This window comes from Pseudomonas sp. EMN2, assembly GCF_009650555.1.
Taxonomy (GTDB): domain Bacteria; phylum Pseudomonadota; class Gammaproteobacteria; order Pseudomonadales; family Pseudomonadaceae; genus Aquipseudomonas; species Aquipseudomonas sichuanensis.
This window is the reverse complement of sequence record NZ_VZZR01000105.1, coordinates 1-11,198: the sequence shown is the minus strand read 5'-3', so window position 1 is coordinate 11,198 and position 11,198 is coordinate 1. Positions and strand designations below refer to the sequence as shown.

Annotated in this window: 13 protein-coding genes; 4 read left to right on the top strand and 9 right to left on the bottom strand. The window is 52.7% G+C overall.

Going from position 1 to position 11,198, the window contains the following annotated elements; translation table 11 throughout:
• Positions 1-727 precede the first annotated feature (727 nt).
• The 3 genes from F6X61_RS24865 to F6X61_RS24855 all read right to left on the bottom strand — a co-directional run bounded on the left by F6X61_RS24865 (position 728) and on the right by F6X61_RS24855 (position 2,104).
• Positions 728-1,114, bottom strand: coding sequence for an Rrf2 family transcriptional regulator (locus F6X61_RS24865; protein ID WP_153788981.1), 387 nt, complete (start codon positions 1,112-1,114; stop codon positions 728-730).
• A 158-nt stretch (positions 1,115-1,272) separates the two neighbouring features.
• On the bottom strand, positions 1,273-1,803 hold the full coding sequence (locus F6X61_RS24860; protein WP_153788980.1) for a hypothetical protein: 531 nt from the start codon (positions 1,801-1,803) through the stop codon (positions 1,273-1,275).
• Between the two features lie 22 nt (positions 1,804-1,825).
• Positions 1,826-2,104, bottom strand: a complete 279-nt coding sequence (locus F6X61_RS24855) for a hypothetical protein (protein ID WP_256671419.1) — start codon at positions 2,102-2,104, stop codon at positions 1,826-1,828.
• A gap of 183 nt (positions 2,105-2,287) precedes the next feature.
• Between F6X61_RS24855 and F6X61_RS24850 the strand changes: the two genes are divergently transcribed.
• Positions 2,288-2,512, top strand: coding sequence for a helix-turn-helix domain-containing protein (locus tag F6X61_RS24850; RefSeq protein WP_153788979.1), 225 nt, complete (start codon positions 2,288-2,290; stop codon positions 2,510-2,512).
• 80 nt (positions 2,513-2,592) lie between these two features.
• Here the strand turns inward: F6X61_RS24850 and F6X61_RS24845 are convergent, their stop codons facing one another.
• Together F6X61_RS24845 and F6X61_RS24840 are read right to left on the bottom strand one after the other, a co-directional pair.
• Complete coding sequence (locus F6X61_RS24845; RefSeq protein WP_256671418.1) at positions 2,593-3,525, bottom strand: hypothetical protein; 933 nt, start codon at positions 3,523-3,525, stop codon at positions 2,593-2,595.
• 866 nt (positions 3,526-4,391) lie between these two features.
• Complete coding sequence (locus tag F6X61_RS24840) at positions 4,392-5,066, bottom strand: hypothetical protein (RefSeq protein ID WP_153788978.1); 675 nt, start codon at positions 5,064-5,066, stop codon at positions 4,392-4,394.
• A 400-nt stretch (positions 5,067-5,466) separates the two neighbouring features.
• Here F6X61_RS24840 and F6X61_RS24835 point away from each other — a divergent pair, with 400 nt between their 5' ends.
• From F6X61_RS24835 to F6X61_RS24825, 3 genes are all read left to right on the top strand, one after another.
• Positions 5,467-6,177 carry a recombinase family protein gene (locus tag F6X61_RS24835; RefSeq protein WP_153788977.1) on the top strand — a complete coding sequence of 237 codons (711 nt, stop codon included), beginning with the start codon at positions 5,467-5,469 and terminating at the stop codon, positions 6,175-6,177.
• A 269-nt stretch (positions 6,178-6,446) separates the two neighbouring features.
• Positions 6,447-7,178, top strand: a complete 732-nt coding sequence (locus F6X61_RS24830; protein WP_153788976.1) for a hypothetical protein — start codon at positions 6,447-6,449, stop codon at positions 7,176-7,178.
• Positions 7,179-7,285: 107 nt separating this feature from the next.
• The gene (locus F6X61_RS24825; RefSeq protein ID WP_153788975.1) at positions 7,286-7,501 is read left to right on the top strand and encodes a hypothetical protein; all 216 of its coding nucleotides are present in this window, start codon (positions 7,286-7,288) and stop codon (positions 7,499-7,501) included.
• Between the two features lie 240 nt (positions 7,502-7,741).
• On the opposite strand, the gene F6X61_RS24820 is transcribed toward F6X61_RS24825, so the two are convergent.
• From F6X61_RS24820 to F6X61_RS24805, 4 genes are all read right to left on the bottom strand, one after another.
• Positions 7,742-8,872 (bottom strand): HNH endonuclease, encoded by a 1,131-nt coding sequence (locus F6X61_RS24820; protein WP_153788974.1) that lies wholly within the window; start codon positions 8,870-8,872, stop codon positions 7,742-7,744.
• Positions 8,873-8,961: 89 nt separating this feature from the next.
• Complete coding sequence (locus F6X61_RS24815) at positions 8,962-9,303, bottom strand: hypothetical protein (protein WP_153788973.1); 342 nt, start codon at positions 9,301-9,303, stop codon at positions 8,962-8,964.
• A gap of 491 nt (positions 9,304-9,794) precedes the next feature.
• On the bottom strand, positions 9,795-10,250 hold the full coding sequence (locus tag F6X61_RS24810; protein ID WP_218575552.1) for an ImmA/IrrE family metallo-endopeptidase: 456 nt from the start codon (positions 10,248-10,250) through the stop codon (positions 9,795-9,797).
• A gap of 138 nt (positions 10,251-10,388) precedes the next feature.
• The gene (locus F6X61_RS24805; protein ID WP_153788972.1) at positions 10,389-10,757 is read right to left on the bottom strand and encodes a helix-turn-helix transcriptional regulator; all 369 of its coding nucleotides are present in this window, start codon (positions 10,755-10,757) and stop codon (positions 10,389-10,391) included.
• Positions 10,758-11,198: the final 441 nt, after the last annotated feature.

Genomic DNA, 11,198 nt, shown 5'->3' with positions numbered 1-11,198 from the left:
AGCGACAGATACATAGAGTGAAACTCGCCATGCCTAGCATGGTGAGTGAGCCGCTAAAGCGTCAGCTTTGAGATAACCACTACTTCTATTCTATTGTGGCGTAAACGCCACGATTAACCAACTGTGCCTGAGGCACGACCAACCTCTCTATTAAGCAGAGAAAATGGGGCAACAAGCCCCACTCTTGCTCTTACCTTTCTAGGCTACCTGTGCACTGACAAAGGCAACGGTACGTTGCAGATGACCGCACTAGTCAGATTATCAGTGCACCACTACTCTCATAAGTTTTTAGAGATACATCAAGGCTCAAGGTGAAAAAGCGTGACGTGCCGTCACCCTAAGAAAGCAGGTAGTACTTCGGGGCTTCCACTGCCCCTCTACCCCTCTACTCCTTGCCGGTAGGCATCAGCTGATGCGGTTAGGTGACGGGTACGTCACAATATAACTTACTCGTGCCTAAGGCACAGAAGCTCACCCTTATTTTGTAGGGAAGGCAAGAGGGGCACACCCCTCCCCCAACTCCTTGGCTATACCCTTGCTTGGTCAACCCTTCTCATGCGCCTGCAACGACACGTTGTGATTCAGACCCAAGCTAATCTTAACCCCAGCACTGTAAGTGCAGGATAACAAGCATACCCGTCATCCAAATGGCTGGTGCTCCCACTAAGTCAATTGCAGCGTGATGACTCGACGCCATCACGCTGCACTATATTGACAGTCTCGGTCTTTAATCAGCGGGCCGTGGCGTAGGGAGTTGAATGCATGGACTATCAGGTGCATCAAGGCGAATAAGCTCCGTGCTCACCCAGCAGGTGATGATGCTGTCTGGTCCTGAACCCATTTCAACTGAGCTAATGAGCCCAACTTCAGTAAGGCTTGCAATGGCCTTCACCACCTTCTTGAGCGTGATATTGCACTGAGCGGCTACTTTTGCTTGAGATACTGTCACGGTTCCATCGCTCTGGATATGTGAAGCCAAACGCAGCATAACGGATACACTATAGGGAGCTTTATTGCTCGCTTCAGTGAGCCTGTCAATGAAAAGATGGCTAAAGAAGACCGCTGCTGGTTCGCCGCTGTTGCTATCGTTGCTAAGTTCGTGTTGTTGGGTCATGGGTAAGCTCCTGAAATACAGAGTTGTAGAGTAAATTAATCTTTGTATCTTGCTTTTTTTGCGGTGCTTCGAGGCTTGCTGTGCTTGCTGAACGCTCTTGCTTACTCGACTTTCTGTTTTGCTGTACTTCAGGTCTTGCTGCGCCTAATGCTTGAGACTCACTTGGTGAACTTATCCTCTGCCAACAGCGCTCGCCTGCTGACTTCGTACTGGTTGGCAACGAGGCTGCCTTTGGGAGCGGATATGCTCATCCCCGCCATGTAGACAGACCACTTGGCATACAAGTCTTTGCTCAGATTCATGGCCTGGGTTGGCACCTTGGCTTGCTTGAGACGAGCGATGGCTTCATTACCTCGCTGATAGGCGTATTGCTGACAGTCCGCTAGAGCTTGGGCACGGTCATCTGGCCGCTTACTCGACCCATACCCGCGAAGCTGTCTGTAGAGGATGTAACCCATGCTCGCTTCTTGGCCACACTTCCATGCGTTTTGCTCAAGCACCTGCTGGAAGTTCCAAGCCGGTGATTGCGTTTCCACGTACTTGATTTCCACTGGCTGGAATGTCCACCGCTCGACCTGAACAGGCGTGTGAGCCTCAGTGTTCACAATCGGCTCGTACCTTTGCTGAACGCATCCAGCCAGCAATCCCAATGCACAAGCAGTCAGTGTGTGTTGTTTCCATCTATTCATTTGTCGACCGTCCTGTGCCTGCTCACTGAACCCTGACCGAGCTGTAGCCTTTGCTGCTCATGCAGTAGCCGTAGGTTTTCTGCCGCTTCTGCTGGATGTTGGCGCCCTCCATGAACGTCCCCTGGAACTCCCAGTCTGCCGTCTGGATGTAGCTCGCCTGCATCTGGCAGTGGGCATCGTCCTGGGTCCGCTCCTCGGGTGTAACGCCCTTCTTGACCATCTGGTATTGCGGCAGTGCGGCACACCCGGCAATTACTAGAGCAGCGCCGGCAATCAGTAAGCCTTGTATCGTTCCTTTCATATCCATTGCTCCTTTGACCCCGCCTCTGGGTGAGGCGGTCTATGGGGACCTTCGGGTGTCGCCGTAACGGCGCCTTCCGAAGCAGGCAGATGGTGCCACGAGCCATTGAAAATTCACAGTATACTGTGAAGACGTATGCAGCTGAGCGACTGACAGTTCCACCCTCAATCAGAGGGTGACGGTTTGGACGCAGGATTGGCATTCGGTAGGGTCTTACGTGAGCGACGCAAGCTTGCTGGTCTCACCCAGGAGCAGTTGGCACTTGAAGCCGATATCCAGCGGAACTACGTCAGCCTAATCGAACGGGGCGTAAACCAACCAACGATCACCGTCATCTTTAAGCTGGCTGCTGCACTGAAGTGCCAGCCATCTGCCCTCATAGTCGATGTGGAAGCAATCGTAAGATGAGGTTTCGAATATAGGGGAAAAGTGACAGGGCTCGGCACTTCCCCCTTCCCATACCTGATTTCAAGAGATAGCGACAATTGTTACCCTGGCATGAGCAACTCGTTGTACTTTTTGGGCACAAGCGCTATTTCACCCCAAGCAAGCTTGTCTACCGCCAAACCACTGCCATTTGTGGTGATGACGCCGTAGAACATAACGATTCGCCCGGTCGAGTCGTCGTTGATGCTCTTGTCTCTGCAGAATCCATCCTGAAGCTTGACAGTGAAGTCTACGATTGCAGGATCGCATTCGAGCCGAGTCATACGTGTGTTGGTCGAGTGATTCCCCGCGTTCCAACTCCTCTTAATTCTTCCGTAGTACAGCTTGGGCGACTGCTCAGTATCCAGGATGTCGGGCGTCAGCTCAGTCACATTCGTTAGCAGGTAAGCCAGTTGGACTGCGTGTTGGGCTCCCGGGAGGAAGAAATACTTGCTTTTATTGACGTCAAAACTACGGCAAATTCCCGCAACAGTGGTTATCTTGCTCGGCAGCTGGAAGGATTCGCCATGGTGGCGACCAATCGGCACCTCAGACAAAGGCCCATCAACATCCTCAACCGGGGTTTCATCATAGTCGGCGCCTGGAGTGAGCTCGACCTCTGGTCTTGCCTGAAGAAACTCCGTGATGATAGTCAGGTGTTCGTGATCAATTGCTCGCTTTGCTTCCTCCCAAGAGTCATAGCGCTTCCCCTCGGGTTTTTTTGCCCTCAAAACACAAGCTATATGCTGCCAGCGTCGTAGGTGACGGTAGAAGGGATCACGCCGATTGGTGAAAATGTCCTTCTCCTTCGGGGTACGCTCAACGTTTGTGTAACATCCTGGGCAGAAGAGGTTGCCTACCATCTCTTCTTCATATTCATCCGGCGCCACTCTTCGGCTTGCCTTCAAGGCCTCTCGATTACCGCCCTCGTACTTCCAGCCGGGCAGGTGGTGAGCGTAGGCAATTTTTCTCTTGGTAGACATCAGCTCGTCCATGGAGGGGTAGTCATGCCAAATAGCCATACCCGCTGATGGAAATCAAGACGCAGGATCATTGAGCCGGCACTAGTGAAAATCCTGTCAATCTGCCTCACCGAACCAGCAGCCAGCCCAGCCCCATTCGCAGCGCTTCAGCAACAGTCGGCACCCGAGCGCGGGAACTGCGTGTGGCAATAGGCAAGATTCAAGAAGCATTCGCGGATCGGCGACTTCACCAAGTTTTACCCGTCCCGGATTGAGGCGGGCAATGCGCCCCCTTAATTAACGCTATCTCTGCCCTGTTCGAACGTAGTGAGCAAGTCATAAGCACTGCTGGACCACCGCTTTAGCTAATCCGCATCTAATCGATACCTGGCCCTGCAATTGACCTGCGACCGGCTAAATTTATCCGTAGCCTTTGAAAATGCTGGGATTGAGCCTACCAGGGACTAAACTGACACCCCTTTTGAGCATTTACCCATATAAAAGGCATTCAACGTGGATGAGTCTCAACCGGTTCATCACACGGGAAAGAGACTATCGACTGGGGTCGATCCTCTCAGCCAGCAGGACACGTGAGCATCTGAGGCGACCACAGCGAAGGGACCCACTTATGAAGCGGGATGGAGGTATGTCCTGCCAGAGCCCTCAACCAGCCCTAGAGGAATCAACTCACTATCTGGAAAGCCCTCCTAGCTAGCTGAAACGGGTCATCCTGAACGCTCAGTCCGCGTATTACAGGTAGCCGGGAGGCTGTTGGATTCAGGCCCGGCTATCGATCCAGCACTTGGAACTCTTGTGGGGATGAGTGACCGCAGGCTTCAGCCAGCTAATGATGAGAACGCTAACCCACTACTTGCCGGAAAGTGAATATCGCATTCTTCTCAGCAGGGTGACGGCAGGCAGTGCCCTACGTCTCGGCAGTCCTGTAACAATATCTGGAGCTCATCATCTCTGGTAACGCGGATAGCCCCATCCAGCAGGATCTCCCAGTGTGCATGAAGTTCGTGCCCCTGCCAGTAGAGCTCCGCTGCACCCAGGTCGCCTGTTTCAAAGAGTCGGTCATATAGGCTTGCGTCAGCTTGGAACAAATTAATTTGATGAACGATTTCAACTGAGACAATGTGCCGGAGGGACGCGAACATCTCTTGCAGCATTGCCCGCCCCGCAGATCCTTCTTCGGCCACCCAGAGACATCCGAGCCTAGATGGTGCGCCTGGAGCAACACGTCGCCGCGTTTCTTCCATCTGAAGCTCCGTTTCGTAAATTCTAATCAGGCGCTCTTCGTCTCCCCATCCTCGCTGGGAGCCGTACCCATCCGTGATTGTCATTCTTCTGCTGAGCATGAAGCCGAGCATGAACGTTCCCGCACGAGGGCTGACTACAGAACCAAATTGAGCCTCCCGAATAGCATCAAGACTGAGATCCTCAACCCGTGTGTGGATGGCTTGAATGCCCAGATCAATCGATGCAAGGCAGCCTGGAGACATGATTAAAGGCTTGATCGCTAGATTGTGGCAGGTCATGAAATCAACTGGATCGAACGCATGAATGAGCATTGCATACTCGCCTGAACGAACTAATCAGTTTGCGACTCTACACCAGCTCCAGCGTGACGCGCGATGCAAACTTTCTTGCAGATGAATGCCGCTCGCTCTCACCTACCGACGATTCAGCCTGCCCAGCCTCATTAGCCAAGAACTGACGGTGACTATCAAAGAAGTAGACAGCTCTGATAGCACGACACCACTTGGTGCAGACCTATCCTTAAGCGCTCGAAGATAGCCATACGATTGAATTTTCATAGACCTATATGCCAGAGAGACAATTAGTATCCCTTTACCTCTGTCAGCCTCACAAGCCTGTAGCCAAGCACTCGATCCTAACCATAACATATCGTAGACGGTCATCAGCAATATGTTAAAATCGGCACACACCGGATGATGAGTCGAGGAAGCGATGCAGGTAGTGGCTTACGCAAGGATGAGTACAGACGATCAGTGCTTGTCGGTAGGCGGTCAGTTCGCCGCCATCAAGATCGCGACAGAGACGCACGGATGGGAGATTGTCGCTCAGTTCACTGATGAGGGTGTATCAGGTGCTATTGACCCTCAAGACCGCCCACAGTGTCGCCTCGCACTCGCAATGGCGAAAGGCCTGAACTGCCCAGTTGTCGTGCATCGGATCGACCGCCTCACTCGGGATCACGCCCACTTCGTAACCTTGCAGAAGAAATACACCTTCATCGAGGCAGAGGACGTTCACAGCAGTGGTCTGCTGCGAAACATCAAGTCGCTACTGGCCGAGGAAGAGTTACTGAAGATCCGTGCCCGCACGAAGGCTGGATTAGCTGAGCTGAAGAACCTTGCCGCCAATGGTGATATCGCTGCCCAAGAGAAGATAGCCCGCCGTGATGCAGGACGCGCGAAGGCGTGGGCAGTCGGTAATGGTGCCGCCGTGACAGCAAAGAAGGTGAATGCAGACACCAGGGCTGACGCTATCGCTCACCATATCAAGGCCTGTCTGTACGATGGCTGCACTTCACTTGCCGCTATCGCTCAATGCCTTAACTCAAAGGGTGTGACGACGGCACGGGGTAGTGCATTTCAACCCATGACGGTATCCCGCTTGATGGCCCGCCTCGGCTTATCCTTCGCCACTAAAGACTGACAGCGCCTGTAAGCTCACAGGAAGCCACTACAGCGACGCTATCTAACGGGCTACCCCAACCCAGATATTGTGTTTTCATAGCCGCCAGAGGCACCTGCGAGAGGCAGACGCATTAAGCACCGATCCACATCTGGCTCGCTCTGGACCGCCCCTACGATATTCCCTTCCCGATCCACCGATGATATTCGGCGGCGGCTGATGTTCGGTTTAGAAGGTTGCAGTTATCTGCCAATATGGTGGTGGCACCTACCGACAGTAATGGACTTCTGATGATCGAAAACCTTGAGTGGACACCCACCGTAGCCGACGCCTATGCCAACAGTTACGGCGAAGTGGCCCACGACTTCCTGTCGCTGGTGGTTGAGCCGTCGCTAGCAGCCCTAGAGCAGAAGGATGCCGAAATCGCTGCTCAAGAAGACCAGTCTCTTGCTGCCTTCCGTCACCACGACCATCAACACCTGATCGCCAAGACGAGCATGGCACTCTGTCTTGGCATCCAATCGCTGTGGGAACAGCAACTGCGCGACTATCTCTGCAAGTGCTGGGCACAGGTGAAGCACGCGACCGCCGATGCGGACGACATCCGAGACGCCATCTGGGACAGCCACAAGAAGGACCGCTCGCTTAAACGGCTATTCTGCGAAATACGCGGTTTATCATTCGAAGACTTCCAGTCCTACAGCCGGCTCGACAAGCTGCAACTACTGGGAAATGTTTGTCGCCATGGCGAGGGAGCGTCAGCGAAGAAGCTCAGAAGAAAGTACCCCGAGCTTTGGTCGAGAACATTAGCTGAGTGTGAGCAACTCGGGGCGGTGGAGGCAGGATTGATGCCTGTGGATGGCATGCTGATCACCGTCGCCTTGTTGCGCGACCTAGTAAACGCTGTGGTGTTGTTCTGGCTTGATATTCAGATTGCTTGCACCGCCACCTTGATCCCAGAGGACACAGCGATGATCGAGGAAGTGGCAAGACTGCGAGCGTTAAGACCCGCCCTGCTCTGACGCACCCACCAACCATCGGGACTATCATTCCCGACACGGGTGAGAAGCCACACGCAAGCAGCAGCCAATCAACGCTACACGCTCACACGCATTCGAGGCAGCACCACATGGACGACAAGGCCGCAGTAGCCGCAGACACGCTCGAACTGCTGATGATGAATCAGACAGCCATCCGAGCTGCTCTGGAAGAGATATCTCTGTGGGTCAGCCAGCGTGGCTCAACGCAGATCCACGAGAACGTGATGACAGCCCTACAGACGCTCGATACGAACGCACAGAGTATTAGCCAAGGGATCGCCCGATTACGCTCAGAGCAGAGCTGAAAACGGCCACAAGCCGCGACAGAACTGCCTCTGAACGGCCTTTCCATTTTCTAACTATACGGAAAACTTGATGAGCGATGTCGAATAGATATGGAGCGGAATTGTACTACTAGCCTTAATTTCCCGTAGCAAAGCAAGACTGGTCCGATCGTGTTATCGACGCCATCTATTGCCATGCATGAAAGAGACAACACCAAGCCAGAAGTAACAGCAACCACATGAGAGCTGCCCTTCTCACGCTCACGGCGTTTTAGGTTTGACCAAAGCATGCTCCAGATAAGGCATTAGACCCTGGACTAAAAGATCTGAGAGCCTACTGAGACCCTCATCAGTCAACACTTCCCCATCCTTCGCACCGTGATTCTTGAATGCATATTGGACAGCTCTATCAACCGCACGCTCTCGCTCTCTAACCGAAGATCGTCTCAAGGCCTCACGCAATATCGAACTGAAGGCCAACTCAATGGAACCATCCGGTATCTTTCGATATTCATAAGCAGCCTTAACGTCATTCGCACTCAAGCCTAGATCAAACTCAAGAACCATTTTCTCTGAGGTTCGAGGATCTATACAATGCATAGCATGAACAGGCGGACCAACATAGTTCTCCGAAAGACAAACCACCATCCGCCTGACACCAAAGAACTCAACGTACGCTAGCAATTGGCCGTCCGCGTCCAAATTACTGACCGCCACACAATGTATCGGCACCCCTTCTGGCCTATTCAGTACAATATCTTGATCGTACCAATAACCAAAGCAAGCCTCTTCATTATGGTCAAGCAAATACTTTTTGGCGCTATCGCAGTCCCGAGACGAGATCCCATTCACTACCGCAAAGCAAAGTGCCGACTTTACGAGCGAACGCCCTGAAAGAGGACCACCAAAATCCAGAGATAGATTAATTGGGCTGCTTGAGTAGATGAACTTCTCTTCAGCCTCCGACAGTGCCAAATCTAAGTCGAAATTCGGGTGCTTTCTCTTCACACCCTTGAGGATCTTACGAAGCTCTTCAGCACTGCGAGCAACAAGCTCGATTTTAACCCCCCCGGACTCGTCCTGCCTCTCGCTGAACGTTACCTTTGCGGGACTCATGCTACCGTCCGCATGAAGCAATAACTGCTCACCTTCGAGATTTTTGACTGGAAGCGAAGGTAAAGCACCACGATCCCTTTTCACGCCAACCAATAAACCCAATGACTGAAGGTCACTGGCCAAAGCACTATCCCACTTTTCCCCTGCGCCTTTATTGCAGCTTACGCAGAGTACACCAGCGACTTTATATCTACCTCCAATAGCGTTAATCACAATATGCTCTTCAGAGTCATTCTCTCCTGAGAGAGACACGCCGCACAATATGCACTCTGCCATCCGCCCTCCACAACTTATGGCGACAAGCCAACAAACAACGGCCTGATCAAAAAAGGGGCTATTAACTAGCCCCTAGGGACAAAACCTTATTATCCCAGCAAGGTTTTCATACCCAGCAAGCCTTGCAAACCACCCAACTCAAGCACCGTAGATGCACGCTTGGATTTCCACTCTGTTGCTGGCTGCTGCCCCTGCATCAGGAGGGCCTCATAGTCCGAAATTCCAGCGGTCCTTGCAGCTAGCGCGACGTGCTCACGGACAGCATTTTCGGCCGCTGCAGGACTGGCGCCAGGAACAAACTGCACAGTCCATATGGTAGTTAGTTTGTGCTTGACATAGTGGTGCTTACGCAACACCTCATTAAATACCTCTCTCGCTTGCGAGGTAACATGGCCATTCAGGTCAACTGTAAGCATAGCGTAGATAGTCATGACTTATTCTCCGCGTTGTTTATTTGATTGAGACACCACCGAAGCCAAGATGAGCCAACATTGCTACCTCTACCTCGCGGCGCTCACTACGACTTGATTGATCCAGGCGAATGGTCGCGAGCTAAAAAGCGCTAGAACGCAACCACTGCCCCTTACGCAGTCGCAACAACTGCTAAGCCGATTTAGAACAGGGTGAGTTGACCCGGATGAGACCGCCAGTGTTGGCACACGCTTTCCCAGCGCCCGAATCGGAACCGGGAGTAGCGGTGCACAAATACAACCTTGATGCTAGAACGAGCCATGTGTGGCCCTCCTGCGACGGATGGAAGGGTTTTGGCTTGCCCCACACAGCCACTAGGACTACACTGCTCCACGTCTTCCCATAGACATATTGCAGGTTGCGGGCGGTTTGGTAGACCCTCGTTCACCTCACCGAAAGCTCAGAAGTGTTGGTAGCACTCCTGGGCTTTTTTATGCCTTCAAATCGGCACCTACCAGAACAAGCTACGTTGCCCTGTCAACTTCCCATGCTTCCTAAGGTTGTCCAACCGGAACCTTGAACTGGTGATGCTAGTACCGCACATTTCAGCCAAACGCTCAGGAGTACCGGCGTCAGCACAAGCTGCAATTGGCATCATGATCGCCGCAGTGATGGCCTTGGCCTGCCACTCGGAATCTTCAAAGAAGCGGTGCTGTCCCAACACTGCCCCTCGATGAAGAGTCACTGCGTGCTCCAAGACGATATGCCCCATCTCATGAACAACTGTACTGCGCCCAAAGACGTTATCTGCAAGAAGCATGTCGTAGATGTCTTCTCTCAGCACCACCAGATTCTTCTCAGGAATAGTGAAGGCGGCACATTCATCAAGCTGGTCCACCTCTACAATCTTGTAGTTAAACCCTGCGTTCGGAAGGGTGTGTTCCAAGATTTTGGTGCAATCCAACATGTATCGCTCACCCGACCGAAGAGGGAGCGCTGCTCGGATGCCCTCAGCGATTTCCTCAAGTGACGCATAACTTTGAGGCCTGACTTTTAGCCCCTGCGGCGTTCTCACATCCCCGTTCGAGTAAAGCGTTGTCAATCCTTAATCTCCCTTCTTCGGCTGCGCCTGAAGCCACTGGCGAATTTCTTCAGTTGGAGCACTACCCTCTTGAAGCCTACGGGCGAATGCTGCAACCAGGCCTCTGGCATCAGAGTCCAGATCAGCTGTGTTAACGACGTCTTTAGATCGTTCTGCGGCTAGCCTAAGCTGATGCAACTGTTTCGCATCTGCATGTTCAGCAAAGAAGGCGAGCGCCGCTTCAATATGCTTATCAGAAAGCCGCTTCTCGCCGTACTCAATACCGCTTAGATGCGCCGAACTGATAGCCATAGCTTCTGCCATTGCTTTTAGAGACACGTCAAACCTCATCCGAAGCAATCTGGCAGCTTCACCAAAGGGTGTAAGTCTCATCTGGTCACCTTCATCTCTTCCCCGTACACCTGCATTACCTTCCTGGCAATCATGTTCTCCATTTAGAGAAGATCGTAGCTCCGAATAAATGATCGGTCAAGCGACCAGTGGACGGCCGCGCAAACGCGAAGTCAGCAGAGAGGTAAATCATGGAGTTGGATATGGAAGGCGGCGACGGCAAATAAAGCGCGATGAGGAGGATCGAAGGCTTTGCCTGTTCGATTACCCACGAGCAGAAAGGAACTGGCCCACTCAATTCGAAGGAGCTAACATGCCGCTTGCGGCGCACCACTTAGGTGTACCTAAACGCTGTCACACTTCGAGATTTTGAGCGAGGAAAGTCCTTTAGAATTAAGGACTTAGGAAATGGAGGCGGCCCCACCAGCCACACCCCGGCACTCGATGTTCCCGCTATGGCTGCTCCCTTCCGGGCCTGACCAG

Excerpts from the sequence above, each read along its gene's own strand:
- F6X61_RS24865 (WP_153788981.1), bottom strand. The coding sequence starts at position 1,114 with ATGACCCAACAACACGAACTTAGCAACGATAGCAACAGCGGCGAACCA.
- F6X61_RS24860 (WP_153788980.1), bottom strand. The coding sequence starts at position 1,803 with ATGAATAGATGGAAACAACACACACTGACTGCTTGTGCATTGGGATTG.
- F6X61_RS24855 (WP_256671419.1), bottom strand. The coding sequence starts at position 2,104 with ATGAAAGGAACGATACAAGGCTTACTGATTGCCGGCGCTGCTCTAGTA.
- F6X61_RS24845 (WP_256671418.1), bottom strand. The coding sequence starts at position 3,525 with ATGGACGAGCTGATGTCTACCAAGAGAAAAATTGCCTACGCTCACCAC.
- F6X61_RS24840 (WP_153788978.1), bottom strand. The coding sequence starts at position 5,066 with ATGCTCATTCATGCGTTCGATCCAGTTGATTTCATGACCTGCCACAAT.
- F6X61_RS24835 (WP_153788977.1), top strand. The coding sequence starts at position 5,467 with ATGCAGGTAGTGGCTTACGCAAGGATGAGTACAGACGATCAGTGCTTG.
- F6X61_RS24830 (WP_153788976.1), top strand. The coding sequence starts at position 6,447 with ATGATCGAAAACCTTGAGTGGACACCCACCGTAGCCGACGCCTATGCC.
- F6X61_RS24825 (WP_153788975.1), top strand. The coding sequence starts at position 7,286 with ATGGACGACAAGGCCGCAGTAGCCGCAGACACGCTCGAACTGCTGATG.
- F6X61_RS24820 (WP_153788974.1), bottom strand. The coding sequence starts at position 8,872 with ATGGCAGAGTGCATATTGTGCGGCGTGTCTCTCTCAGGAGAGAATGAC.
- F6X61_RS24815 (WP_153788973.1), bottom strand. The coding sequence starts at position 9,303 with ATGACTATCTACGCTATGCTTACAGTTGACCTGAATGGCCATGTTACC.
- F6X61_RS24810 (WP_218575552.1), bottom strand. The coding sequence starts at position 10,250 with ATGTTGGATTGCACCAAAATCTTGGAACACACCCTTCCGAACGCAGGG.
- F6X61_RS24805 (WP_153788972.1), bottom strand. The coding sequence starts at position 10,757 with ATGAGACTTACACCCTTTGGTGAAGCTGCCAGATTGCTTCGGATGAGG.